This window comes from Methylobacterium soli (genome assembly GCF_008806385.1).
Classification (GTDB): Bacteria; Pseudomonadota; Alphaproteobacteria; order Rhizobiales; family Beijerinckiaceae; genus Methylobacterium; species Methylobacterium soli.
This window is the reverse complement of record NZ_VZZK01000008.1, coordinates 99186-124533: the sequence shown is the minus strand read 5'-3', so window position 1 is coordinate 124533 and position 25348 is coordinate 99186. Positions and strand designations below refer to the sequence as shown.

Annotated in this window: 19 protein-coding genes; 13 read left to right on the top strand and 6 right to left on the bottom strand. The window is 67.7% G+C overall.

Annotation, left to right across the window (positions count from 1 at the left end; all coding sequences use genetic code 11):
- Positions 1 to 114: 114 nt before the first annotated feature.
- From F6X53_RS09950 to F6X53_RS09930, 5 genes are all read left to right on the top strand, one after another.
- Complete coding sequence (locus F6X53_RS09950; protein WP_150999867.1) at positions 115 to 1524, top strand: malonyl-CoA decarboxylase; 1410 nt, start codon at positions 115 to 117, stop codon at positions 1522 to 1524.
- Positions 1525 to 1567: 43 nt separating this feature from the next.
- Complete coding sequence (locus F6X53_RS09945; protein WP_150999866.1) at positions 1568 to 3088, top strand: malonate--CoA ligase; 1521 nt, start codon at positions 1568 to 1570, stop codon at positions 3086 to 3088.
- A gap of 119 nt (positions 3089 to 3207) precedes the next feature.
- Positions 3208 to 4365: a YihY/virulence factor BrkB family protein gene (locus F6X53_RS09940; protein ID WP_150999865.1), complete on the top strand. Its 1158-nt coding sequence runs from the start codon at positions 3208 to 3210 to the stop codon at positions 4363 to 4365.
- A gap of 79 nt (positions 4366 to 4444) precedes the next feature.
- A complete protein-coding gene (gene msrB / locus F6X53_RS09935; protein WP_150999864.1) occupies positions 4445 to 4876 on the top strand; it encodes a peptide-methionine (R)-S-oxide reductase MsrB in 432 nt (143 codons plus the stop codon).
- 271 nt (positions 4877 to 5147) lie between these two features.
- Positions 5148 to 6101 carry a hypothetical protein gene (locus F6X53_RS09930; RefSeq protein WP_150999863.1) on the top strand — a complete coding sequence of 318 codons (954 nt, stop codon included), beginning with the start codon at positions 5148 to 5150 and terminating at the stop codon, positions 6099 to 6101.
- A 36-nt stretch (positions 6102 to 6137) separates the two neighbouring features.
- On the opposite strand, the gene F6X53_RS09925 is transcribed toward F6X53_RS09930, so the two are convergent.
- Positions 6138 to 6473, bottom strand: a complete 336-nt coding sequence (locus tag F6X53_RS09925) for a L,D-transpeptidase (protein WP_425324687.1) — start codon at positions 6471 to 6473, stop codon at positions 6138 to 6140.
- Positions 6474 to 6789: 316 nt separating this feature from the next.
- On the opposite strand from F6X53_RS09925, the gene F6X53_RS09920 reads away from it, so the two are divergent.
- The 7 genes from F6X53_RS09920 (at position 6790) to F6X53_RS09890 (ending at position 17779) form a co-directional block, all read left to right on the top strand.
- The gene (locus tag F6X53_RS09920; protein ID WP_150999861.1) at positions 6790 to 8184 is read left to right on the top strand and encodes a dicarboxylate/amino acid:cation symporter; all 1395 of its coding nucleotides are present in this window, start codon (positions 6790 to 6792) and stop codon (positions 8182 to 8184) included.
- Positions 8185 to 8191: 7 nt separating this feature from the next.
- Positions 8192 to 9094 carry an ROK family protein gene (locus F6X53_RS09915; protein ID WP_150999860.1) on the top strand — a complete coding sequence of 301 codons (903 nt, stop codon included), beginning with the start codon at positions 8192 to 8194 and terminating at the stop codon, positions 9092 to 9094.
- 144 nt (positions 9095 to 9238) lie between these two features.
- Positions 9239 to 10252, top strand: a complete 1014-nt coding sequence (locus F6X53_RS09910; protein ID WP_150999859.1) for an ArsR/SmtB family transcription factor — start codon at positions 9239 to 9241, stop codon at positions 10250 to 10252.
- Between the two features lie 79 nt (positions 10253 to 10331).
- Complete coding sequence (gene metF / locus F6X53_RS09905) at positions 10332 to 11252, top strand: methylenetetrahydrofolate reductase [NAD(P)H] (RefSeq protein ID WP_150999858.1); 921 nt, start codon at positions 10332 to 10334, stop codon at positions 11250 to 11252.
- Between the two features lie 209 nt (positions 11253 to 11461).
- Positions 11462 to 15214 carry a methionine synthase gene (metH, locus tag F6X53_RS09900; protein ID WP_150999857.1) on the top strand — a complete coding sequence of 1251 codons (3753 nt, stop codon included), beginning with the start codon at positions 11462 to 11464 and terminating at the stop codon, positions 15212 to 15214.
- A 304-nt stretch (positions 15215 to 15518) separates the two neighbouring features.
- A complete protein-coding gene (locus F6X53_RS09895) occupies positions 15519 to 17231 on the top strand; it encodes a methyl-accepting chemotaxis protein (RefSeq protein WP_150999856.1) in 1713 nt (570 codons plus the stop codon).
- Between the two features lie 95 nt (positions 17232 to 17326).
- Entirely contained in the window at positions 17327 to 17779 is a 453-nt protein-coding gene (locus F6X53_RS09890; protein ID WP_150999855.1) for a hypothetical protein, read from the top strand.
- Positions 17780 to 17792: 13 nt separating this feature from the next.
- Here the strand turns inward: F6X53_RS09890 and F6X53_RS09885 are convergent, their stop codons facing one another.
- Positions 17793 to 18014: a hypothetical protein gene (locus tag F6X53_RS09885; RefSeq protein ID WP_150999854.1), complete on the bottom strand. Its 222-nt coding sequence runs from the start codon at positions 18012 to 18014 to the stop codon at positions 17793 to 17795.
- A 208-nt stretch (positions 18015 to 18222) separates the two neighbouring features.
- On the opposite strand from F6X53_RS09885, the gene F6X53_RS09880 reads away from it, so the two are divergent.
- Positions 18223 to 18762, top strand: coding sequence for a formaldehyde-activating enzyme (locus tag F6X53_RS09880; protein WP_150999853.1), 540 nt, complete (start codon positions 18223 to 18225; stop codon positions 18760 to 18762).
- 81 nt (positions 18763 to 18843) lie between these two features.
- On the opposite strand, the gene F6X53_RS09875 is transcribed toward F6X53_RS09880, so the two are convergent.
- From F6X53_RS09875 to F6X53_RS09860, 4 genes are all read right to left on the bottom strand, one after another.
- Positions 18844 to 19293, bottom strand: coding sequence for a hypothetical protein (locus F6X53_RS09875; protein WP_150999852.1), 450 nt, complete (start codon positions 19291 to 19293; stop codon positions 18844 to 18846).
- Between the two features lie 165 nt (positions 19294 to 19458).
- Positions 19459 to 22815 (bottom strand): error-prone DNA polymerase, encoded by a 3357-nt coding sequence (locus F6X53_RS09870; protein ID WP_238297355.1) that lies wholly within the window; start codon positions 22813 to 22815, stop codon positions 19459 to 19461.
- A complete protein-coding gene (locus F6X53_RS09865; RefSeq protein ID WP_150999851.1) occupies positions 22812 to 24482 on the bottom strand; it encodes a Y-family DNA polymerase in 1671 nt (556 codons plus the stop codon). Before F6X53_RS09865 ends, F6X53_RS09870 begins: the two co-directional genes overlap by 4 nt.
- Entirely contained in the window at positions 24409 to 25185 is a 777-nt protein-coding gene (locus F6X53_RS09860) for an ImuA family protein (protein ID WP_150999850.1), read from the bottom strand. Before F6X53_RS09860 ends, F6X53_RS09865 begins: the two co-directional genes overlap by 74 nt.
- Positions 25186 to 25348: the final 163 nt, after the last annotated feature.

Sequence of the window (25348 nt, the reverse complement as noted above, 5' to 3'; positions counted from 1 at the left end):
GGCAGCGCCCCCTGGCCCCGACGGCCCAGGGGGCCTAAACTGTGAAGCTGACGGCCCCGGACGCGTGGGGCGGAATCTCACATCTGCGGGCGGCGAAGGAGTGGACGGCGTTTCATGGCGGCGATCTCTTTCTTCGGTGACCTCCTTCAAACGATCAGCGACCGGGGACGGGACCTCATCAGCTTCGGGCGCGGCGACATCGCTGCCCGGGCCAATCCCGCCGAACTGGTCAAGTTCTGCGAGGATCTGATTTCCCGGCGCGGCGAGGCGTCGGGGGTCGCGCTCGCCCGCCTCATCCTCGACCGCTACGCGAGCTTTCCCAAGACGGAGCGCCTGGCCTTTCTGCGGCTGATCGCGCAGGAGTTCGATGCCGATCACGGCGCGGTCGAAGCCGCCATCGCGGCCTATCGCTCCGATCCGACGCGGGCCCGCCTCGGCCGCCTTCATGAAGCCGCCGAGCCCCGCAGCCAGGAATTGATCCGGCGTCTCAATCTCGCTCGAGACGGGACTCTGGCCCTGGTACGGATGCGCGAAGATCTGTTCGACCTGCGCAATCTTCTACGCGCCGAGGATGGCGCGGATTCCGACCTGATCGACGCGGCCGACAGCCTCGACAGTGACTTCGAGCACCTGTTCGCCTCGTGGTTCAACCGGGGTTTCCTGGTGCTGCGCCACATCGACTGGACGACGCCGGCTCATATCCTGGAGAAGATCATCCGCTACGAGGCGGTGCATGAGATCCAGGGCTGGGACGACCTGCGCCGCCGCATCGAGCCGACGGATCGGCGCTGCTTCGCGTTCTTTCATCCGGCCCTCGTGGACGAGCCGCTGATCTTCGTGGAGGTTGCGCTCACGGGGGCCATCGCGCCCGCCATCGCGCCGATCCTGGCGCATGAGCGCGATCCGTTGCCGGTGCGGGCCGCCACGACGGCGATCTTCTACTCGATCTCGAATTGCCAGAAGGGTCTGGCCGGCGTCACCTTCGGCAACTTCCTGATCAAGCAGGTGGTGGAGGACCTCGCCCGCGAGATCCCGAGTCTGAAGACCTTCGTGACACTCTCGCCGGTGCCCGGTTTCGCCAGATGGCTCGACCGCGAGCGGCGGGCCGACGCGCCGCAGGGGCTGACGCGCGAGGATATCGAGGCCCTGCGCCTGATCGACGAGAGCGACTGGCCTCACGAGAAGTCCAAGTCCGAGGCCGTCCGCAAGGTGCTTCTGTCGGCTGCGGCCGCCTATTTCCTGCGCGCCAAGAACGAGCGGGGTCGGCCCCTCGATCCGGTCGCCCGCTTTCATCTGGGCAACGGCGCCCGGTTGGAGCGCCTGAACTTCCTCGGCGACACCTCTCCCAAGGGGCTCAAGCAATCCTACGGTCTGATGGTGAACTACCTCTACGATCTGTCGGCGATCGAGAAGAACCACGAGACCTACGCCAATCTCGGCACCGTCGCGGCCTCCGGCACGGTGAACCGCGAACTGCGCGCGAACCTTCCGCCCCCGCGTGCCGTTGTGCTTGCCGAGGCCTGAGGCTCTCGTCAAAAAATTGGCCGGTGTGCTAAGGGCCGCACGCATGAGCAACCACCTCTTCGACCTCGTGCGGGACAATCTCCCCGCCGATCCGGCAGCCAAGACCTTCATCGAAACACCGGACGGTCGGCGCTACAGCTACGCCGATCTCATCGCGCGATCGGGCGCCTATGGGAATGCCCTGACGGCGCTCGGCGTGCGGACGGGCGACCGGGTCGCGGTGCAGGTCGACAAGAGCCCGGACGTGATCTTCCTCTATCTCGGCGCCGTCCGGGCGGGCGCGATCTTCCTGCCGCTCAACACGGCCTATACCGGACCCGAGGTCGCGTATTTCCTCTCGGATGCCGAGCCGGCGCTCTTCGTCTGCGATCCCGCGAAGCGTGACATCCTGACCGAAGTCGCGGCCAATTCCGGCGTCGGGCAGGTCCGCACCCTCGGCGCCGATGGGCAGGGCACGATGGCGCAGGCTGCCGACGCCGCTGCCACCGACTTCACGGATGTTGCCCGCGGTCCGGATGAACTCGCGGCCATCCTCTACACCTCCGGCACCACCGGACGCTCGAAGGGCGCGATGCTCTCGCACGAGAACCTCGCTTCGAACACCCGGACCCTCGTCGATGTCTGGCGCTTCACGGCCGAGGACGTGCTGATACACGCCCTGCCAGTCTTCCACACGCACGGGCTGTTCGTGGCCACCAATATCGTGCTCGCGACCGGGGCCACGATGCTGTTCCTGCCGAGGCTCGACGCGAAGCAGATCCTCGAACTGATGCCGCGCGCGACGACCATGATGGGCGTTCCGACCTTCTACACCCGCTTGCTGCGGGAGCCCGGCCTGACGCGCGCGGCCACGGCCCATATGCGGCTGTTCATCTCGGGCTCGGCGCCGTTGCTCGCCGAGACGCATCGGGAGTGGCAGGCCCGCACCGGCCACGCCATCCTCGAGCGCTACGGGATGACCGAAACCAACATGAGCACCTCGAATCCCTACGAGGGCGCCCGGATTGCCGGCACCGTCGGCTATCCCCTTCCGGATGTGGCGCTGCGCGTCGTCGATCCCGAGACGGGTGCGGCCTTGAAGTCCGGCGAGGTCGGCATGATCGAGGTCAAGGGTCCCAACGTTTTCCAGGGCTATTGGCGCATGCCGGAGAAGACGGCCTCCGAATTCAAGGCGGACGGCTTCTTCATCACGGGCGATCTGGGCAAGGTCGATCAGGAGGGCTACGTCCACATCGTCGGGCGCGGCAAGGACCTGATCATCACGGGAGGCTTCAACGTCTACCCGAAGGAGATCGAAACCGAGATCGATGCTCTGCCGGGCATCGTCGAATCGGCCGTGATCGGCGTACCGCATGCCGATTTCGGCGAGGGCGTCACCGCCATCGTGGTGGGTGGCGCCGGCGCGCCGGACGAGGCCGCGATCCTGTCGCATCTCGAGGGCCGCCTCGCGCGGTTCAAGCTGCCGAAGCGGGTCTTGTTCGCAGAAGAATTGCCGCGCAACGCGATGGGCAAGGTGCAGAAGAATATCCTGCGTGAGGCCCATGCACAGCTTTATCGGGACTGAGGCCGGCCATCCGCGTTGCCACGGAAGCCGCCGGCGGAAAGGATGAGCGGAACAGCGTGCCCGCGCTGGCGTTCTTGCTGCCGCGCGTATCGTCGCCCAGCCTCCCATTTCGGTTTCCCATGCCTCCGTCTCGAACCAGCGCATCCGATCCGCAGCCCGACGGAGGCGGAACTGCCATCCTGTGGACGCTGCTCCTCGGCTCTGCCCTGATCGCGCTCGCGGCTGCCCCGAAGCGGCCGCGCGGGATGCCGGCCACGGAGGCCGACCCGGCGCGTCCGAGCAATGGTGGCGCCCGTTCGCATACCGGCCGTTCGGCGGAACTCGTTGCCGCGACGCAGGTCAACCGGGGCCGGGCGGCCGAGAGTCCGACGGAGATCACGGGCTCCGGCTGGAAGGACATCGCCGTCCGGGTCTACTTGGAATTCAACAAGGACCGGGTCCTCTCCGTTGCCGCGGGCGTGACCTTCTACACCCTGCTCTCGCTGTTTCCCGCGCTCGCGGCGCTGGTCACGAGCTACGGCCTCTTCGCCGACGTCAACGTCATCAACGAGCACCTCTCGGCGATGCAGGGCTTCCTGCCATCGGGCGCCGTCGAGATCATCGGCGATCAGGTGAAGCGCATCGCCGCAAAGGGCGGCGGAACCCTCGGCCTCACCTTCTTCACCAGCCTCGTCATCTCGCTCTGGAGTGCCAATGCCGCCATGAAGGCGATGTTCGATGCGCTCAATGTCGTCTACGAGGAAGAGGAAAAGCGCTCGTTCGTGATGTTGAACCTGCGGTCGCTCACCTTCACGGCCGGCGCGCTTGTCTTCGTCATCTTCGCGCTGACCTCGATCGTCGTCCTGCCCGTGATCTTCAAGTTCGTCGGGATCAGCGATGCCACCTGGTTCATCGCGCTCCTGCGTTGGCCAGCCCTGATGCTGGTGCTGCTCGGTGGTCTCTCGGTCCTCTACCGCTATGGACCGAGCCGCGAGCGGGCGCGCTGGCGCTGGGTCGGGACCGGAAGCGCGGTGGCGTGCCTGCTCTGGCTCGTCGCGTCGCTGCTCTTCTCCTGGTACGTGGCGAGCTTCGGCAATTACAACGAAACCTACGGCTCGCTCGGCGCCGTGATCGGCTTCATGACCTGGATCTGGATCTCGGCCACGATCGTGCTCATCGGTGGCGAGATCAACGCGGAGATGGAGCACCAGACCGCGAAGGATACCACGACCGGCCCCGCGCTGCCCTTGGGTGATCGCGAAGCCCGCATGGCGGATACGGTCGGGGCCGCGGCCTGAGGACGACGCCGTCGAACCCTGTCGCGCCGATCGCCCGGCGTCACCATATCCGGTTAATCGATCAGAAACGGAGGACGCGATGGCCGAACCGAATGCCGGCACTGCCCCTGAGATCCGCTCCGAGCGCGATTGGCGCGAGACGCTGACGCCCGAGCAGTACCGTGTCCTGCGCGAGCACGGGACTGAGCGGGCGGGGACGAGTTGCCTTCTGGCGGAGAAGCGCCCCGGCACCTTCACCTGCGCCGGCTGTGGCACGCCGCTCTTCGTCACCGGGACCAAGTTCGAATCCGGCACCGGCTGGCCGAGCTTCTTCGAGCCCCTGGAGGGAGCGGTCGAGACCACTGTCGACCGCAGCCACTGGATGGTGCGGACCGAGGTCCATTGCGCGCATTGCAAAGGCCATCTCGGCCATGTCTTCGACGACGGACCGCCTCCCACGGGGCTGCGCTACTGCATGAATGGCGTCTCGCTCGCCTTCGAGCCGAAGGGCAACGAACCCGGCGGTGTTTGATGGGGAAAGGACGTCGGCTGCCGGTGTCATTGCGCACATGGTCTTGATTTCGACGCCTTTTTGCTTAGTCCCTGTCTAACCTGAGGCCATAGCGGCTCTCCGGCCCGAGGATTTGGCGGGGCGGACCGAAGATCTTGTCTCATAACGGCGAAGCTATTCGTCGTCTTGGCGGCAGTCTTCGCGTCCGGCTTCGGGCCCGAGGTCACGACGGCAGAAACCGTCCGTCCCTGCGGTCCGTAGCCCGGGACGGGCGATTGCGCGGAGGTTGAGTATGAGCGTGGTTCGGCGGTTTCTCGTGGCACCGGCTTTGGTGCGTCTGATCCGCAAGGAACGCGGTGGATCCCGTATCACCGAAGGTTACTTCGCGCCCCAGGCGGGCCGCACGTCCTTCGTGCGGGTCGACGGCCAACAATGTCATCTCGTCCTAGTGACGACGGGTGCCGACGGGTCTGCCAGCGAGGAGCGCACCGACGTGCCGCGCGCCCACGGTGACGCCCTTCTGGACGTCTGCAGCGGCAAGGCTGCCTACGACCGGACCAACCTGTCGGTGTCCGGCCGGGACGTGATGATCGATCGCTATGTCAGCCCCGGCAGCCTCGATCTGGTCAGCATCACCTTCGACAACGAGACCGACGCCAACGCCTTCGTGGCCCCGATCTGGTTCGGACGCGAGGTCTCCTCGGATTCCGCCTACGAGCGCCATGCGGTCGCTCTCCAGGGACCGCCGCAGGCCAGCGAGATCAGCCTCAACAACGCGGCCCTCGACGCCGTGCTCGACCTCATCGAGCCGCGCTTCGGCTTCGGACGCTACGGCGCGAGCAGCAAGGGGAGCGAGGGAGGGCCCAGCGTGGGAAAGTCCGGTGAGGACGACGGCGGAGTGGTGAATGCCCTGCGTCGAATCGCCGGAAATGGCTCGGCCGCGGTCGCGGCACCGGCGGCGGCGGCCGTCGCGGTAGCGACGCCCGTCGAGGCCCACGCCCCGGAGCCCGAGCCAGAGGCTCAGCCGGAGCCCGCGCGTGCCGAAGCCGGTGAGGCTCATCATGCGGAGCACGCCGAGGCTGCCCCGAGCGATGCGCGCATCGATGACGTGATCGAGAGCCTGTCGCAGGCTCTCGGCGCTGCGATCCAGCAGCCGCACGAGCCTGCCCAGGATCAGGCCCGCGAGGACGATCCGGCCTCCGCCTTCGAGCGCTGGACCGTTCGTCCGCGTCGCAGCCAGCAGTAACCCCTTCTGCCTCCGACCTTTCCGTGATCCGCGACGTCAGTTGCGGATCACGATACGCGCTCCGCCATACGATTGCGTCAGGCGGAACAGGGCGCGCGCGTGACCGGGGCTCAATCGAATGCAGCCGTGGCTCGCCCGTCGTCCGAGATGACCGACCGCGTAGGTCCCGTGGATGGCGTAGCCGCCGCGAAAGAACATCGCGTGCGGCATCGGCGATCCGTGATACTTGCGCGAGTACCACATCGGTGCCATCAGCCCGACCCGGTAACTCCCGTTCGGCGTGACGAAGCCCTGCCGTGCCGTGGAAACCGGCCAATCGTAGGCGAGGCTGCCGTCTACGTAGACGCGCATGCGCTGACGCGACTGATCGATCTGCGCGAGGATTCCGGCGCTGGCCGGTGCGCTGAGAGCGCCTGCAAGAAGGCTGCCCAGGAGGGCAGTCCGTAAGGCGCCAGCGAGTCGCACGGCTAAGCTCCGACCTGTTCAGGTGGCGGCTATTCCGTCACCTGAACCTGAGTGCGTCTAAGCGCGGCGGCGCGAAAGTCTGCTTCTTCGGAAATCGACAGCTTTTGTAACCCCCGGGCCGAGGTGAAATACTGAGGCCGAGTTGAGCGGCACGGACAACTCCGCTAGCGTCAAGGTCAACAAAAGCCGGGAGGGTGCACGCGCGCGTGCACGAGTGAGCGACATGGCGCAGGCGACGACTCACGGAGCAACCACGGCGGCAGCCCCTCCGGCAGCCAGCGAGCCCTGGTACAAGGTCCTCTACATCCAGGTCCTGATCGCCATCGCCCTCGGCGTGGCGGTCGGGTATTTCTATCCGGATTTCGGTAAATCCCTGAAATGGCTCGGGGATGCCTTCGTGGCGCTGATCAAGATGATGATCGCGCCGATCATCTTCTGCACCATCGTGCATGGGATCGCCTCGATCGGCGACTTGAAGAAGGTCGGTCGCGTCGGCCTCAAGGCGCTGATCTACTTCGAGGTCGTCTCGACGATCGCGCTCCTGATCGGCATCCTCGTCGGCGAAGTGATCCAGCCCGGCGCCGGCTTCCATGCCGATCCGGCCAAGCTCGATGCCAGCAAGGTTGCGACCTATGCCAGCAAGGCGGCGGCTGATTCGACCGTCGCCCACATCATGGCGCTCATTCCGAAGAGCTTCTTCGACGCCTTCGCCACCGGCGACTTGCTCCAGGTCCTCCTGATCTCAATCCTGACCGGCGTCGTCGTCACCGGCATGGGAGAGCGCGCGACCGGCATCTCGCACGCCATCGACACCGCGGGCCAGGTGTTCTTCCGTATCATCGGCCTGATCGTGAAGCTGGCGCCGCTCGGCGCATTCGGCGCCATGGCCTTCACGATCGGCGAGTACGGCATCACCAAGGTCGTGGATCTCGCGTGGCTCGTCGGCACCTTCTATGTCACGGCGCTTCTGTTCGTGATCGTGGTTCTCGGTTCGATCGCCCGGTTTGCCGGATTCTCGATCTTCCGCTTCCTCGCCTACATCAAGGATGAACTCCTGATCGTGCTCGGCACCTCGTCCTCCGAGACCGTGCTGCCGCACATGATGACGAAGATGCGTCGCCTCGGTGCCTCGGACTCGGTCGTCGGTCTCGTGATCCCGACCGGCTACTCGTTCAACCTCGACGGCACCAACATCTACATGACGCTGGCGACGCTGTTCCTGGCGCAGGCGGTCGGGGCCGACCTCTCCATCGGGCAGTACGCGACCATCATCCTCGTCGCGATGCTGACCTCGAAGGGCGCCTCGGGCGTGACGGGTGCCGGCTTCATCACGCTTGCCGCGACGCTTGCCGCCATCCCCAACAACCCGGTGCCGGTGGCGGCCATGACCCTGGTGCTCGGCATCGACAAGTTCATGTCCGAGTGCCGCGCCCTCACGAACCTGATCGGCAACGGTGTCGCCTGCGTGGTCGTGAGCCGCTGGGAGGGCGAGCTCGATGCGACGAAGCTCAACGAGGTGATGGCGCACCCGTTCTCCATCGGCACTCATATCTCCGACGAATCGCCGGAGCCGATGAACACAGACACGCCCGCCCCGAAGGTCGCCGCTGTCAGCTGATCCTTGCATGCCCGGAGCGCGCCTGCGCCTCGGCCTCGATCTCGGCGGCACTAAGATCGCCGGGATCGTGCTCGATCCGGATGGCGTGACCCGGGCGCAGGCCCGTGTCCCTGCCCCGCGCGGCGACTATGCCGCGACGCTCGCGACCCTCGCGGCACTGGTGACGCGTCTCGAACACGAGGCGGGCGGCGTCTGCTGTGTCGGGATCGGCATGCCCGGCGCCGTCTCGCCCGCGACCGGCCTGATCAAGAATGCGAATTCCATCTGGCTCAACGGAAGGCCCTTTGTGGCCGATCTGGAGCGTTTGCTCGAGCGGCCGATCCGAGTCGAGAACGATGCGAACTGCCTCGCCGTCTCGGAGGCGATCGATGGAGCGGGGGCGGGCGCGGAGATCGTCTGGGCGGTGATCCTCGGAACCGGTGTCGGATCCGGCATCGCGCTGCGGGGCCGCGCCCTGTCGGGCCGAGGCCGGATCGCGGGCGAGTGGGGTCACAACCCTTTGCCGCGTCCGCGTGACGATGAGCGGCCGGGACCGGCCTGTTACTGCGGGCGCAGCGGCTGCATCGAGGCGTGGCTCTCCGGTCCCGGATTGGCGGCGGACCACCTCCGGCGCACGGGCCAGATCCTGACCGGGGAGGCGATCGTCGATGCGATGCGGCAGGGCGATCCGGATGCGGGGACCACGATCGCGATCTATGTCGAGCGCCTCGGTCGGGCGCTCGCGCACGTCGTCAATATCCTCGATCCCGACGTGATCGTGATCGGCGGCGGTCTCTCGCGCGTGCCGGAACTCCTGAATGCCTTGCCGGGCGCGACCGCGCCCCATGTTTTCTCCGACGCGTTCGACACCCCGATCCGAGCGAGCCGGCACGGTGACGCCTCGGGTGTGCGGGGCGCCGCCTGGCTCTGAGATTGGTGAGGATCTTCATCGCGAGGGCGTGCCGTACTTGCGGCGCCCGGTGCGGTTGAGATGCCTGCGGGCCCGCGTGCCGCCCGGAAACCCTGAGGCACGCCCCCCTTGCCAATTGCGCTAGCCTCACATAAAGATATCTTTATGTCTATCGAGCGCAATTTGGTGGCCGAGCCGGTCCCCTTCGCCGAGGCGCTGGGCGCGCTTCGCGCAGCGGCCGAAGAGTCGCGCCTGCGTATCCTCGCGTTGCTCGCCGAGGGTGAGCTCTCGGTCTCAGATCTCACCGACATCCTCGGGCAGTCGCAGCCCCGCATCTCGCGCCATCTCAAGCTTCTCGTCGAGGCGGGATTGATCGAGCGGCATCGCGAGGGTGCCTGGGCCTTCTTCCGACTGAGCGAGAGCCGGGCCGGTCTCGTCGATCCGCTGATCGCGGGCCTTGATCGGCAGGTGCCGCCGCTCTCGGAGGATCGGGCCCGGCTGGAAGCGGTGCGCGGGCAGCGCGCCGAGGCAGCGCAGAGCTTCTTCGCTCGCCTCGCGCCGAAATGGGACCGGCTGCGCTCGCTCCACGTGCCTGAGACGGCCGTCGAGGCAGCGGTGCTCGATGCGCTGGGTTCACGGTCGATTCAGAGCCTCATCGATCTCGGAACCGGCACGGGCCGGATGCTCGGGCTCCTGGCCCCGAGGGCCGCACGCGCCACCGGGCTCGATTCGAGTCACGCCATGCTGTCGGTCGCCCGCGCCAATCTCGAGCGGATGGGCTTGTCGCGGGTCGATCTACGTCAGGGCGACATCCATGCTCCGCCTTTCGGCCGTGGCAGCTTCGATCTCGTCGTGGTGCATCAGGTGCTCCATTACCTCGACGATCCGGCCCGGGCGCTTCGCGAGGCGAGCCGTCTCGTCGCGCCGGGTGGTCGCCTGCTCGTGGTCGATTTCGCCCCCCACGAGCTCGAGTTCCTGCGCGAGTCCCAGGCCCATCGGCGCCTCGGCTTCGCGCCCGAGCAGATTGCCGGCTGGCTCGCCGATGCCGGCCTCGCTGCCGTCGAGACCCGCGACCTCGCCCCGATGGCGCAGGCCGAGCACCAGCTCACCGTCACCCTCTGGCTCGCGGCCGAGAGCCGGGATGCCATCGAAGCTGATCCTCAGCGGGCCGTCGCCTGAGTGCCCGCGCAACCATTGCCCCGGCGTTCCGCGTCGAGGCCAGCCGGACCGTCTGAACCGAAGACATAGAGGACGTCTCATGCCAGCCTCCACCTACCGCGCCAGCCGCGAGGGTTGCCGCCCGATCCGGGTCTCCTTCGAGTTTTTTCCGCCTAAGACCGAGGAGATGGAGCGCACGCTCTGGTCCTCGATCGAGCGCCTCGCGCCGCTCAACCCGAGCTTCGTCTCGGTGACCTATGGCGCTGGCGGCTCGACCCGCGAGCGCACCCACAACACCGTCGCCCGCATGGTGCGCGAGACGAATCTCAAGCCAGCCGCGCATCTCACCTGCGTGAACGCCACCAAGGACGAGGTGGACGAGGTGGTCCGCGCCTATTGGGACGCGGGTGTCCGCCACATCGTGGCCCTGCGGGGCGATCCCGCCGATGGCGTGGGCAGCGCCTACGCCCCCCATCCGGGCGGCTATCAGCAGACCTGCGATCTCGTCGCCGGCATCAAGCGCATCGGCGATTTCCAGGTGTCGGTCTCGGGCTATCCCGAGAAGCATCCGGAGGCCACCTCGCTCGATGCCGACATCGACGCCCTGAAGGCCAAGGTCGATGCGGGCGCGGATCGGGCCATCACGCAGTTCTTCTTCGAGAACGACGTTTACCTGCGCTACGTCGACCGGGTTCGGGCACGGGGCATCGACATCCCGATCGTTCCCGGCATCCTGCCGGTTCAGAATTTCAAGCAAGCCTCGAACTTCGCCCGTCGCACCGGCGCTTCCGTGCCCGAGTGGCTGGCGCACCGCTTCGAGGGGCTCGACGACGACGTCGACACCCGCCGCCTGATCGCGGGCGCAGTCGCGGCGGAGCAGGTCCTCGACCTCGTCGACCGCGGTATCCACGACTTCCACTTCTACTCGATGAACCGAGCCGACCTCGTCTACGCGATCTGCCATCTCCTCGGCCTGCGCGCCGAGAAGCCCGTGGTGGCGGCAGAGCGGGTGGCCGCCTAAGTCTCGGGAGGCTTGATCGGCGGCTCCCCGCCCACCGATCCGTCGCTTCCAACATCCTTCCGGGGCCGCGAGGCGGGACCCGGATCCCAGAATCGCCGATGCCGATCGATACCGCCGGTCGGCAGCCGGCAATGACCTAACCGGAACCCCAACGCGGTTCTGGTTTCCGGAGGCTCCATCGCGGGCCCGGGATGACCGTGAGAGATTCCATGACCGATATCCGCCCCGTCGACGGCACCGAGATCGAGAAGGCCCTGCGGCAGCGCGCGCGGGAGAAGATCCTGGTGCTCGACGGCGCGATGGGGACCGTGATCCAGCGGCTCGGCTACGGCGAGGCGGATTTCCGCGGATCGCGCTTTCTGGATCATGCCCATGACCAGAAGGGCAACAACGACCTTCTGATCCTGACGCAGCCGGACGCGATCCGGCAGATCCACCTCGATTACTTCCTGGCAGGTGCCGATGTCTGCGAGACCAACACCTTCTCGGGCACCACGATCGCCCAGGCCGATTACGGCATGGAATCGATCATCCACGAACTGAACCGCGAGGGCGCGCGACTTGCCCGCGAGGCTGCTGCCCTTGCCGAGAAGCAGGATGGACGCCGCCGCTTCGTCGCAGGCGCCATCGGGCCGACGAACCGCACCCTCTCGATCTCCCCCGACGTGAACAATCCGGGGTACCGGGCCGTCACCTTCGATCAGGTCAAGACGGCCTACGCCGAGCAGGTCCACGGCCTCATCGACGGCGGCGCCGAGCTGATCCTGATCGAGACGATTTTCGACACGCTGAACGCCAAAGCCGCGATCGCAGCGACCTGGCAGGTCTTCGAGGAGACCGGCATCCGTTTGCCGATTCAGATCTCGGGCACGATCACGGACCTTTCCGGCCGCACCCTCTCCGGCCAGACCCCGGAGGCATTCTGGAACGCCCTGCGCCACTGCGCGCCGCTGACCTTCGGGCTGAACTGCGCCCTCGGTGCCAAGGAGATGCGCGGGCATATCAGCGAGTTGTCGCGCGTCTGCGACACCCTCGTCTGCGCCTATCCGAATGCGGGCCTGCCGAACGAGTTCGGCCTCTACGACGAGAGTCCCGAGGCGATGGGCAAGCTCGTGGGCGAGTTCGCCGCGAGCGGAATCGTCAACATGGTCGGCGGCTGCTGCGGCACCACGCCGGATCATATCCGGGCGATTGCCGAAGCGGTCGCCGGAAAGGCGCCGCGCCCGACCCCCGAGGTCCCGCGCCTGATGCGCCTGTCGGGTTTAGAGCCCTTCACCCTGACCAAGCAGATCCCGTTCGTGAATGTGGGCGAGCGCACGAACGTCACGGGTTCCGCCAAATTCCGTAAGCTGATCAAGAACGGCGACTACGCCGCCGCCCTCGACGTCGCCCGCGATCAGGTGGCGGCGGGCGCCCAGATCATCGACGTCAACATGGACGAGGGCCTGCTCGACAGCCAGCAGGCCATGGTCGAGTTCCTCAACCTCGTCGCCGCCGAGCCCGACATCGCGCGCGTGCCCGTGATGGTCGATTCCTCGAAGTTCGAGGTGATCGAGGCCGGCCTCAAATGCCTGCAAGGTAAGGCAGTGGTGAACTCGATCTCCATGAAGGAGGGCGTCGAGAAATTCATTCACGATGCCAAGGTGTGCCGCTCCTACGGCGCCGCGGTCGTTGTGATGGCCTTCGACGAGAAGGGACAGGCCGACACGCTCGAGCGGAAGGTCGACATCTGCACCCGCGCCTACAAGGTCCTGACCGAGGAGGTCGGCTTTCCGCCCGAGGACATCATCTTCGACCCGAACATCTTCGCGGTGGCCACCGGAATCGAGGAGCACAATCCCTACGGCGTCGCCTTCATTGAAGCGACCCGCAAGATTCGGGAGAGCCTGCCGCATGCCCACATCTCGGGCGGCGTCTCGAACCTTTCCTTCGCCTTCCGGGGCAACGAGCCCGTGCGTGAGGCGATGCACGCGGTGTTCCTCTACCACGCCATCCAGGCCGGCATGGATATGGGCATCGTCAACGCGGGCCAACTCGCGGTCTATGACGAGATCCCGGCGGATCTGCGCGATCTCTGCGAGGACGTCGTCCTCAATCGGCGTGACGATTCGACGGAGCGCCTCCTCGAATCCGCCGAGCGCTTCAAGACGGGTGGTGAGGTCAAGGCCCGGGTCATCGACTTGGCATGGCGTGAAGCCCCCGTCGCGAAGCGGCTGGAGCACGCGCTCGTCAACGGCATCACCGAGTACATCATCGCCGACACCGAGGAGGCGCGCATTCAGGCCGAGCGTCCGCTCCACGTCATCGAGGGGCCGCTGATGGCCGGCATGAACGTGGTCGGCGACCTGTTCGGCTCAGGCAAGATGTTCCTGCCGCAGGTCGTGAAGTCCGCCCGCGTGATGAAGCAGGCCGTGGCTTATCTGGAGCCCTACATGGAGGCCGAGAAGCTCGCCAATGGCGGCGACGGCAAGCGCCGCGCCGCCGGCAAGATCCTGATGGCGACCGTGAAGGGCGACGTTCACGATATCGGCAAGAACATCGTCGGGGTCGTGCTGGCCTGCAACAACTACGAGATCATCGATCTCGGCGTGATGGTGTCGGCGGCCAAGATCATCGACACGGCCAAGCGAGAGAACGTCGACATCGTCGGCCTCTCGGGCCTGATCACGCCGTCCCTCGACGAGATGGTGCATGTCGCGGGCGAGATGGAGCGGGAGGGCTTCGACGTGCCTCTCCTGATCGGCGGCGCCACCACCAGCCGCGTCCATACGGCGGTGAAGATCCACCCGGCCTACGAGCGTGGACAAGCCGTCTACGTCACGGATGCGAGCCGCGCGGTCGGCGTGGTGTCGAGCCTGATCTCGAAGGAGACGCGGGAGGCCACGATCGAGACGGTGCGCGCCGAGTACCGCAAGGTCGCCGACGCCCACGCCCGCTCCGAGGCCGAGAAGCAGCGGTTGCCGCTCGCCAAGGCTCGCACCAACCCCTTCAAGATCAATTGGTCCGACTACAGGCCGGTCAAGCCGAGTTTCACCGGTACCCGGGTGTTCCGCACCTACGAGGTCGCCGACCTCGTCCCCTATATCGACTGGACGCCCTTCCTGCAGACCTACGAGTTCAAGGGCCGCTATCCGGCGATTTTCGAGGACCCGAACCAGGGCCCGGCCGCCAAGGCCCTGTTCGATGACGCGCAGGTGATGCTGAGGCAGATCGTCGAGGAGCGCTGGTTCAACCCGAAGGCGGTGATCGGCTTCTGGCCGGCCAACAGCGTCGGCGACGACATCGCGCTCTATACGGGCGACAGCCGGCAGGAGACGCTCGCCACCTTCCACGGTCTGCGCCAGCAACTCTCGAAGCGGGACGGGCGCTCGAACACCTGCATCTCCGATTTCGTGGCACCGGCCGGGAGGGGCATCGCCGATTACATCGGCGGCTTCGTCGTGACGGCGGGGCTCGAGGAAGTGCGCATCGCCGAGCGCTTCGAGCGCCAGAACGACGATTACCGCTCGATCCTCGTGAAAGCCCTCGCCGATCGCATTGCGGAGGCCCTGGCCGAGCGCATGCACGAGCGCGTGCGGCGCGAATTCTGGGGTTACGCGGCTGACGAGGCCTTCACGCCCGAGCAACTCGTGCACGAGGACTATGCCGGCATCCGCCCCGCCCCGGGCTACCCGGCCCAGCCCGACCATACCGAGAAGGTGACGCTGTTCGACCTGCTCCAGGCCGAGCCGCGCATCGGCGTCAAGCTCACGGAATCCTACGCCATGTGGCCGGGTTCCTCGGTCTCCGGGCTCTACATCGCCCACCCGCAGGCGCATTATTTCGGCGTTGCCAAGGTCGAGCGGGATCAGGTCGAGGATTACGCGGCCCGCAAGGGCATGGACCTCGCCGAGGTCGAGCGCTGGCTCGGCCCGATCCTCAACTACGACCCGGCACGCTACCTCGCCGCCGCGGCGGAGTGAGCCCCGGGCCTCCGGTGCTCTGGTCGCGCCCGGTCTCTCTCCCTGGGACCGGGCGATCGGTGCTGTTTCGTGGCCGCACCGCGAATCATGCTCGCGTCGGCAAGCGGCAGCGGGGTGAGATTTGAGGCAAATCGTGCAATTGGAGATTCATCGTTTATCTATATCCGATAAAAAATAGCATAGAACCGATACATCCTATTGCTGAGAGCATTTATATATCTCTACCTTGCCGAATATCTCCGGGGACAATGGGGCTCTGTTAAGCAACATTATCTTAAAACATGGCGGTCTTTGGAGGGCCGTCATGACGTGGTTGGGAAAGCTGAGGGGTGTGGGCACCGATAGCGAGGCGCGCCTCCTGTCCCTCGACCGTTCGCTGGCCACCATCGAGTTCGCGATGGACGGGACGGTTCTCGACGCGAACGCGAATTTCCTGGCCCTCATGGGCTACGAGATCGGCGAGGTGCGGGGCAAGCACCACCGCATGTTCGTCGATCCGGTCAACGCGGAGAGCGAAGCCTACAAGGTATTCTGGCAGGATCTCAGGCAAGGGCGGTTCCAATCCGCCGAGTACAAGCGCATTGGCCGCGGCGGCCGCGAAGTCTGGATCCAGGCGACCTACAACCCGATCCTCGATCGACGCGGGCGCCCGCTCCGGATCGTGAAGTTCGCCACCGACGTCACGGCCGAGAAGCTGCGCAATGCCGATTTCCGAGGGCAGGTCGAGGCCATCAACAAGTCGCAGGCGGTGGCCCATCTCGCGATGGACGGGACGTTCCTTGATGTGAATGACGTCTTCCTGAAGCTCTTCGGCTATGAGCAGGCCGATGTCCTTGGGCAGAATCACCGGATGTTCGTCGATCCGACCGTCGCCGAAGGGGAGGATTATACGGCGTTCTGGCAGAAGCTGAGGACCGGCGAGTACCGGCAGGGTGAGTTCAAACGTGTCGCCAAAGGACAACGGGAAGTCTGGATCCAGGCAAGCTATAACCCGATCCTCGACATGGATGGACGCCCGTTCAAGGTCGTAAAGTTTGCCTCCGACGTGACGGAGGCCAAGATGAGAGCCGCCGATCACGGAAGTCAGTTCGAGGCGATCAATCGTTCGCAGGCGATCATCCAGTTCGACTTGAATGGGCATGTCCTCGACGCCAACGAGCATTTCTGCAACGCGATGGGCTATCGGCTCAGCGAGATCCGCGGACGTCATCACCGCATGTTCGTGGACCCCGCTTACGCCGCGGGCAAAGCCTATAACGAGTTCTGGCAGCGGCTGCGCCGGGGCGAGTTCTTCTCCGCGATCTTCGAGCGCGTCGGCCGCAACGGGCGCAGGGTCTCGATCCAGGCGAGCTACAACCCGATCCTCGACCTCAACGGACGCCCGTTCAAGGTCGTGAAATATGCCACCGACGTGAGCCGGAACATGGAGGCGCGCGCCCGCGCGGTTGGTGCCACTGCGCAGACGCTGAGCAATGTCCAGTCGGTCGCCGCCGCCGCCGAGCGGATGAGCGTCACGGTGTCGGAGATTGCCGGCGTGATGGTGCGCTCGAAGGATGCCGTCGACGGCATCCACGGCAAGGCCCACATCGCCGATCAGGCTCAGATCCGCCTGCGCGCGGCGGCCCAGTCGATGGACGGGGTGGTCCAGGCGATCACCAAAATTGCCGAGCAGATCAACCTCTTGGCCCTCAACGCGACGATCGAGGCGGTGCGCGCCGGAGAGGCCGGCAAGGGCTTCGCGATCGTGGCCAACGAGGTCAAGAGCCTCGCGAACCAAGCCACCTCGGCGACCGCCCGGATCTTGGTGGAGATCACTGGCATGCAGGAGGTCTCCGACGACGTGGCCAACACCCTGAGCTCGATCACCTCCGGCGTTGCCGCCGTGCAGGAATTCGTCACCCAGGCCACGAACTCGATCGAGGAGCAGAGTGCGGTCACCCGCGACATCTCGGTGAGCATGCAGGCCGCTGCGATCGACGTGCGCAGCATCGGCGAGGGGTTGTCCGCCTGGGCATAGGCGCGCCGGCGATCCGTTGGGAGATCGTCCCAGGCTTGACCGCAGGCGCCCGGCCGCTTCAATGGCGCTCGGGAATGGCGCGTGGCTCGGTCGGGATGGCGATGACAGGCAAGGGGCTGGCGCTCGTGTGCGCTCTCGGCTTCGCGGTGACGGGCTGCACCGGGTTTTCCTATATCTCGAAGACCTATGTCAGCCTGACACCGCAGGTGGTCACGATCGGCTGCAACGACCCTTACGAGATCTATGATCAGCGCCAGCAGCGCCGGATGCTCGTCGTCTCGAACGCTCTGCGCGAGGTGACGGGCTGCGGTCTCGGCGGCCGCTACGAGAGTCGCGACCCGGCCGAGACCCGCACCCAGCGCTTCCGTCTCGCGGCGCGGACCTACCTCGACGAGACCGTGCGCGAGGATTGCCAGATCACCGGCGAGACGATCTTCACCGATCTGCAGAGCGAGTTCGTCTATGCCTGCGGCGGCCCGATCGAGAAGCGCGGCACGAAGGTGCCGCGGCTGCCCGGGCGCGGTGGCGTCGGGGTCGGCCAGCGCTGACGCCGGATCCGGCTCAATCCTTTCCCCCCGGCGGGTGCGGGAAGGTCCGTTCCATTGCGTCGCCCGCGGCGGCGAGCAGAGCCCGGGCGAGGTTGCGCGCCTCGTTGCGGTCGAGATCGAGGATGGCCGTCATCGGACGGCCCTTCAGATCGTTGAGACCGAATTCGAGCCGCACCCCGTCCTCGGCCGTGGCGACCGACAGGCTCCAATCCCGACTCCGCTGTGATCCGCTCATCGGCGCTGCGCCTCTCCTCCGCATCGGATCGTCTCCGCGTGATGCCGGCCCTGCATGAACGATCGTGCCGCAAGTGACCAGGGGGCACGAGCAGGCAGTTCCGGGGGCCGGATGATGTCGAGCCTCGTCTTCCGGTGGGCCGGCGATTGACGCTGCGCGCCCCGGTGGTGTTTGTGCGCGCTCGTCACACCACGAAGGGTAACAGGACATGTCCGAGATCTGGTTCCGCACCGGCGAGGCCACGGTGCTCGCCGCCGAAGGTCAGTACACGGACGCGATGCCCGAAGTGCTGATCGGCTCCACCCGCGGTCCTGCCGGCCATGCCTTCGCGAGCATGATGGGTCAGGTGCAGGGCCATACCCGCATGTTCGTGGTGCGCGATCTCAACCAGCTCGTGCGTCCTGCCACCATGATGACCACCAAGGCCACGATCCACACGGCCGAGTACGTGGACCTCCTCGGCGGCGTGGTCCAGGCGGCCACCGGCGACGCCATCGTCGATTGCATCATCGAGGGCATCCTGCCGAAGGACGGTCTCGACGAGCTCTGCATGATCATCATGATCTGGCTCGACCCGCGCTGCGCCGACGATGCCAATCTCGACCGCAAGGACCTCTACCGGACTAATTACGAGGCGACGAAGCTCGCCATCGGCCGCGCGCTCAGGGGCGAGCCTACCGTCGACGAGCTGATCGCCAACCGCAAGACGGTCAAGCACTACGCGCTGGAAGACGTGATCGATTACTGATCGGGGCGAGCCCGGCGCGCGCCTCGGCGAGGTGCGCGCGAACGGACCCGGTCCGGTCGTCGACCGGGTCGGGTCGACTGCTCACCCGGGCGGGATACGCCCGACCGAGCAGAGCGTGCGGATCGAGCCGGCGCTGTCGGTGTAGCAGCTCGCCGACCAGCCATTCTGCTGGATGAAGGACTTGCGGCGCTCCGAGAGGGCCGTCTGGTAAGCCTTGCCGAGCACGGATTGGACGGTTCCGGCCGGTTCGCCGACGAGGAGCTGCGAGGCGATCGACAGATCGCGGAAGAAGAGCGCCGAGGGGGTCGGGTCGCCTGAACTCGCCTGGACGATGGGCTCGGCCCGGCAGGTGAGATCGATCTTGATGCTGCCCGGCACCTTGATGTCGATGCTCGGCCCCGAGCGCCGCCCGACCTTCCCGCCCGTCGCTTCCGCGATCTGCTGAGCGAGGCCGTCGCAGGCATCGGCACGCGCGGCAGCGGGCGCGAGAAGCAGGAGCGTGAGGGCGAGCGGGGAGGCGAGTCGAAGCATGGCGGCACTCTACGCGGGCCCCCTGCATTGTCGAGGCGCATGGCGGGTCCGAAGCTTACGCGCCGTACGAGATTCGACGGATCGCTTCGTGAGGCGGATGGCGGCCACGGCAAGTCCCGCGCGGGCTGGTCGATGCAGGTCCCGAAAGGCTGTCCGGGGCGCGCATCAGTGGAAGTCCCGGCTGCGATAGACGCGCCGGTCGAGGGGGGCGCCGAAATCCGTGGTCTCCGGCGGCAGCTTCACGCCGCCCTCGCGCAAGATCCGCAATTCGTCCGTGAGGTCGCGGAAGCGCTCGGCGATGAGGTGGACCACTCTGTGCTCGCCCGAGCCCTCGCGCTGCACGCGGCCCCGAACGGCGAGGAAGCGGGCCGTCATGGCGGCGCGCCGGTTCGCCTCGAAGACCTTGCGCCAGACGATAACGTTGGCGATCCCGGTCTCGTCCTCGATCGTCAGGAAGACCACGCCCTTGGCGGTGCCCGGCCGCTGCCGGGTGAGCACGAGGCCCGCCACCGTCAGGCGGCTGTTCAGGGCTAGCCCCTCGTCGCGATGCGCGCTTGCCGGAATCGCGCCGATGCGGGCGAGCCGCTCCCGGAAGAACGCGACGGGATGCCCTTTGAGCGAGAGGCCGGTCGCCACGTAATCCTCCGCCACGTGCTCGCTCGGAGCCATGGCGGGAAGCGCCACCGCGGGTTCGTTGCGGAACAGGCCGTCATCGGCGTGGAAGGCGAAGAGCGGCAGCGGCGTCTCGAGGAGATGCGCCCGGCGCTCCGGTCCCGCCGCCGCGGCAGCCTTCGCGGCCTTGCGGGCTGAGGTGCCCTCGAGCGTGCGCACCGCCCACAGGGCCGCGCGCCGATCGAGCTCCAGTGAGCGGAAGGCATCCGCCTCGGCCAGCCGCTCCAGGGCGTTGCGGGGCAGGGCGAGGGCCGCCTGAAGCCCCTCGATGCTGGCATAGCCGTTGCCCCGGACCGCCACGAGGCGGTGCATGGCGGCTTGCGGCAGGCCGCTCACCTGCCTGAGGCCGATCCGCACGGCGAGCCGCCGCGGGACGCCCGGGGGAGGGGCCTCGGCGGCCGGCTCGAGGGTGCAGTCCCAGTCGCTCGCGTTGACGTCGGGGCCACGCACCTCGACGCCGTGCGCGCGGGCATCCCGCACGAGCTGGGCCGGCTGGTAGAATCCCATCGGCTGTGCGTTGAGGATCGCGGCCAGGAACACGTCCGGATGGCGGTATTTGAGCCAGGCCGAGGCGTAGACGAGGAGCGCGAAGCTCGCCGCATGGCTTTCCGGGAAGCCGTAGGTGGAGAAGCCCCTGATCTGCGCGAAGCAGCGCTCGGCGAAGTCCCGCGGATAGCCCCGCCGCGTCATGCCGCCGACGAACTTCTCCTCGAAGATCCCGATGGTGCCGACATGCCGGAAGGTCGCCATGGCCCGACGCAGGCCGTCGGCCTCGGCCGGGGTAAAGCCCGCCGCCGTGATGGCGATCTGCATGGCGTGCTCCTGGAACAGCGGCACGCCGAAGGTTCTGTGCAGGACCGCATGTAACTCGTCCGCGTCGCCCTGATCCGGATGCGGGGCGGGATAATCCACCGGGTCGATCCCTGCCCTGCGGCGCAGGTAGGGATGGACCATGTCCCCCTGGATCGGGCCGGGGCGCACGATCGCGACCTGCACCACAAGATCGTAGAATTCCTTCGGCTTCAGGCGGGGCAGCATCGACATCTGCGCCCGGCTCTCGACCTGGAACACCCCGACGGAATCGGCCCTGGCGAGCATCGCGTAGACGGCTGGATCGTCCTGCGGCAGGTCGGCGAGCGTCGGGTAATCCAGGCCGTATTCCTTCTCCAGGAAGCCCAGGCCGCGCTTCAGGCAGGTCAGCATGCCGAGCGCCAGCACGTCGACCTTCATCAGGCCGAGGACATCGATGTCGTCCTTGTCCCACTCGATGAAGGTGCGGTCCGGCATGGCGGCGTTGCCCACCGGCACGGTCTCGTCGAGGCGTCCGCGGGTCAGTACGAAGCCGCCCACATGCTGCGACAGGTGGCGCGGGAAGCCGATGAGCGAGACCGCGAGATCGACCGCCTGCCGGATGGCCGGGTTGGCCGGGTCGAGCCCCGCTTCCGTCACGTGCTTGTCCGGCAGGTCCTGGCCCCACGAGCCCCAGACCGTCTCGGAGAGGGCCGCCGTGATGTCCTCGGTGAGCCCCAGCACCTTGCCGACCTCGCGGATGGCCGAGCGGGGCCGGTAATGGATCACGGTCGAGCAGATCGCGGCTCGCTCGCGGCCGTACTTGCCGTAGAGATACTGGATCACCTCCTCGCGCCGCTCGTGCTCGAAATCGACGTCGATGTCGGGCGGTTCGTCCCGGTTCTCTGAGATGAAGCGGGCGAACAGCAGCCGGGTCTTGGTCGGATCGACCGCCGTGATACCGAGGCAGAAGCAGACGGCGGAGTTCGCCGCCGAGCCGCGCCCCTGGCAGAGGATGCCCCGGTCACGCGCGAACTCCACGAGATCGAACAGCGTGAGGAAGTAGCGCGCGTAATCCATCTTCGCGATGAGGTGCAGCTCCTCGCGCAGGGTCGCCTCTACGCCCTCGGGAACACCGTCCGGGAAGCGCCATCGGGCCCGCTCGAAGGTCTTCTCCTCCAGGTAGGCCTGCGGCGTCCGGCCCGGCGGCACCGGCTCGTCCGGGTACTCGTAATGGAGCTCGCCCAGGGAGAAGTCGCAGGCTTCCACGATCTCAAGGGTGCGGCGGAGTGCGTCGGGATGGTCGGCGAAGAGGCGCGCCATCTCGGCGGGCGGCTTCAGGTGGCGCTCGGCATTGGCCTCCAGCCGGTAGCCGGCCTCGCCGAGCTTGCGGCCCTCGCGAATGCAGGTCAGCACGTCCTGGAGCTGCCGGCGGTCGGGGTGGTGGTAGAGCGCGTCCGAGACCGCGACGAGGGGGGCGCCGAGGCGGCCTCCGATCTCCGCCAGCAGGCCGAGCCGGTGACGTTCGTCGCCGCGATGCGCGTGGCTGCCGCCGAGATAGGTTCGCCCGGGGGCCGCCGCGGCCAAAGCCTCGAGATGCGCTGCGAAGGATCTCGGCGGCTCGGGCCGGCGCCCCGGCGGCATCGCGATGAAGATCTGGCCTTCGGCCGCCGCCAGCAGTTCGGTGAAGCCGAAGCGGCACTGGCCCTTCCGCGAGCGCCGGTTTCCGGCCGAGAGCAGCCGGCAGAGGCGCCCATAGGCGGCCCGGTCCATCGGGTAGGTGACGGCCTCGAACCCCTCCTCGGTGACGAGGCGCACGCCCGGCAGGAAGCGGATGTTCCACATCTCCGGCGGATGCGGGCCGTGCGGCTTATGGGGCTTCACCCGTGCCGCCGCGTGGGCCCGCACCAGCCCCGCGAAGGTGTTGCGGTCGGCGATACCGATGGCCGTGAGCCCGTAGCCGATGGCCTGCTCCACGTATTCCTGCGGGTGCGAGGCCCCGCGCAGGAAGGAGAAGTTCGTGGACACGGCGAGCTCGGCGAAGGCGGGCGCGCCCGTCACGCGAAAAGCCCGTGAACGAACCAGGCCGCCGGCTCGCCGGGAGCGTGGGCACCATCCCGGTAGAGCCAGAGCCGGCGGCCAGCCTCGCACTCGACGACGTAATAGTCGCGCGCCGCCGCGGTTTCACGCCACCACTCGCCGGCGATGCGCTCGGGACCCTCCGCATGGGCGACGCGGTGCAGCCGCCGCCGCCAGCGGAACCGCTCCGGCGGCCCCTCGGGCGCCAACGCGATCACCTCTGCCGCCTCGCTCCGCTCGAACAGCACGATCGGGCGCGGGCGCAGACCATCGTCCGGGGCTGGCCAGTTCAGAGTCACGCGGGTGACCGGCTCGGGGGATGCTCCGCCTCTCCCATCCACAGCCTCATCCTGCACAGCCTCATCCTGCAAGGCCTGCGCTCTGCCCCGGCGCCTCTGGCCGGCGGGTGCGGAAGGGATGGGTTGCAGGCTGCCGGCCTCGCTCCGCCACGGCGCCAGCACGTCCGCCCGCTCCGGGACGTGGCTTGCCCGCGGCTCCAGGCGGATCACCCGCCGGCCGGTGCGCTGGCGCAGGGCATCGACGAGCTGGCCGAGGGCAAGAGCCTGCGGGACCGAGACGGCCGGGAGCGTCGTCTGCTGCTTGGGCATCGCGCCGGTGACCGTCACGTCGAGGCGCACGGTCTCGAAGCCGAAGCCGGCATCCAGGGCACTTCCCAGGCGTTCGAGGCGCAGGCGCGCCAGGCGCGCCACGTGCTCCGCGCACCGGGTCGGTTCCGCGAAGCCGAGATCAAGGCTGCGCACCCTGTTGTCGACCCGGTGCAGGGTGAGGCGGACACCGCAGGCGCCGAGGCCGTCCGCCTCGAGGCGGGGCGCGATCCTCCGCATCAGCCAATGCACGGTGGCCACGATGGTCTCCTGCCGGCCGATCGGATCGAGGAACCCGCGCCCCGCTCCGTAGGCGATTGCTTCTCCGATCGGGACCAGGGGCTCCGGCCGGTGGCCGAGGGCCTGATCGAGACGGGTGAGCAGGACCTCCCCGAAGCGACGCGCCAGAGGCGCCCGAGGCGCCTCGGCGAGCGCCCCGATCCGGCGCAGGCCGAGGCGCTTCAGGGCCGTGACGAGAGCGGGTTCGAGGCGCAGGGCCTCGACGGGGAGCGCCCGCAGGGCCTTCGGAGCTTCGCCGGGCGGCACGATCGCGCGGTCGCGGCCGTGGCGGGCGAGCGCGAAGGCCGCGCCGGGGCTGTCGGCGAGCGCCAGCCGGACCGGGATGGCATGGGCCGCGAGCCGTCCGGCGAGATCGGCCATCAGCCCCGCCTCGCCGCCCTGGAGATGGCTTGCTCCCGCCACGTCGAGGAAGAAGCCCTCGCTGCACTCGGCCGTCCCGAACGGGGCGACGCAGGGCGTGTAGCGCTGGGCCCAGAGGCAGAGCCGTACCAGGGCGGCGGCGTCGGCCTCCGGGTCGGCGGGGTGGACCTGAAGCGGGGTGCCGATGCGGGCGCGCACGCGACCGAGGGGCTCGCCGGGGCGCAGCCCCAGGGCCTGCGCCTTCGCATCGACGGCCGTGAGGCACAGGCCCCCCGGGCCGGCCGCCGCGACGACGAGGGGGGTCCCGTCGTCAGGAGCGGCCAGCGCGCGCCGCAGGCGCGTGACCGGCCAATGCGTCAGGCAGACCGAAACGATGCGCGGCATGATCCCACTCCAAGAGCCACGTGCCCGGCCGCCCGTTGCGGCAGCGTTCGAGATGCGTTTGCCAGCGCGGGTGCGCGAGGCAGCCGAACCGGTCCCGCGCCCCTTGCGCGCCTCCGATCCGCCAGCGTGTCGCCGCTCCGTTCGGCAGATCGGCGCGGGCCGGACGCAGGACGAGCAGGAGCGGTGCGGTTGCCTCGGCGGCGCGTTGCAGGCGACGTCCCTGTTTCAGGGGCAGGCCGGCATCGAGGAGGCCCGCCACGGCTCGGAGCCCTTGCGCCCGCAAGGCCTCTTCCAGGGCGAGATGGGCCTCGTCGTCGCTGCCCACCTCGAACAGCAGGATGCGCCCGGGATCGAGCCCGAGCCCGGAAAGCCCGTGGCCGTAAGGCGTCGGATGCCCCGGTGCGACGACGAGGAGCGCCTCGCCTCCCGCCTGCGCGAGATGCCGGGCGACGAGCGCCAGGGTGAAGCCGAGGGCGGCCGGCTCGTCGCCCTCGGCCAGGGGCGCGATCTCGTGGAGCAGGCCGAGGCCGAGGCCGCCGCCCGGCAATCTGTCGTCGAGGCCGGGGATGCCGAGCGGCATGACGGTGCCGGGATCGCGCCGTGTCCGGGCCGTCGCCATGAGCACCCGCAGGCTGGCGAGTGCGGCCGCGCGGTCCGATCTCGGGTCGTCCTCATCCAGCTTCGCATCCTGTGACCGCTCCATTCCGACAGGCTCCGATCCGGCGGCCAGGGATGTGGGAAACTAAGAACAAAACAAGAACATACTCAATCGGTTTCAGGGGCTCCGGATTTTTCCGTCGCTGGTCAGAGGGTTGGGCTGTGGAGAGATGTGGATAGCTGTGGACGGGACGCCTACGGCGCGTTCG

Coding starts and splice junctions, on each gene's coding strand:
- F6X53_RS09940 (WP_150999865.1), top strand. CDS start 3,208: ATGCCTCCGTCTCGAACCAGCGCATCCGATCCGCAGCCCGACGGAGGC.
- F6X53_RS09885 (WP_150999854.1), bottom strand. CDS start 18,014: ATGAGCGGATCACAGCGGAGTCGGGATTGGAGCCTGTCGGTCGCCACG.
- F6X53_RS09950 (WP_150999867.1), top strand. CDS start 115: ATGGCGGCGATCTCTTTCTTCGGTGACCTCCTTCAAACGATCAGCGAC.
- F6X53_RS09895 (WP_150999856.1), top strand. CDS start 15,519: ATGACGTGGTTGGGAAAGCTGAGGGGTGTGGGCACCGATAGCGAGGCG.
- F6X53_RS09860 (WP_150999850.1), bottom strand. CDS start 25,185: ATGGAGCGGTCACAGGATGCGAAGCTGGATGAGGACGACCCGAGATCG.
- metF (WP_150999858.1), top strand. CDS start 10,332: ATGCCAGCCTCCACCTACCGCGCCAGCCGCGAGGGTTGCCGCCCGATC.
- F6X53_RS09880 (WP_150999853.1), top strand. CDS start 18,223: ATGTCCGAGATCTGGTTCCGCACCGGCGAGGCCACGGTGCTCGCCGCC.
- metH (WP_150999857.1), top strand. CDS start 11,462: ATGACCGATATCCGCCCCGTCGACGGCACCGAGATCGAGAAGGCCCTG.
- F6X53_RS09930 (WP_150999863.1), top strand. CDS start 5,148: ATGAGCGTGGTTCGGCGGTTTCTCGTGGCACCGGCTTTGGTGCGTCTG.
- F6X53_RS09945 (WP_150999866.1), top strand. CDS start 1,568: ATGAGCAACCACCTCTTCGACCTCGTGCGGGACAATCTCCCCGCCGAT.
- F6X53_RS09890 (WP_150999855.1), top strand. CDS start 17,327: ATGGCGATGACAGGCAAGGGGCTGGCGCTCGTGTGCGCTCTCGGCTTC.
- F6X53_RS09910 (WP_150999859.1), top strand. CDS start 9,239: ATGTCTATCGAGCGCAATTTGGTGGCCGAGCCGGTCCCCTTCGCCGAG.
- msrB (WP_150999864.1), top strand. CDS start 4,445: ATGGCCGAACCGAATGCCGGCACTGCCCCTGAGATCCGCTCCGAGCGC.
- F6X53_RS09915 (WP_150999860.1), top strand. CDS start 8,192: ATGCCCGGAGCGCGCCTGCGCCTCGGCCTCGATCTCGGCGGCACTAAG.
- F6X53_RS09865 (WP_150999851.1), bottom strand. CDS start 24,482: ATGCCGCGCATCGTTTCGGTCTGCCTGACGCATTGGCCGGTCACGCGC.
- F6X53_RS09875 (WP_150999852.1), bottom strand. CDS start 19,293: ATGCTTCGACTCGCCTCCCCGCTCGCCCTCACGCTCCTGCTTCTCGCG.
- F6X53_RS09920 (WP_150999861.1), top strand. CDS start 6,790: ATGGCGCAGGCGACGACTCACGGAGCAACCACGGCGGCAGCCCCTCCG.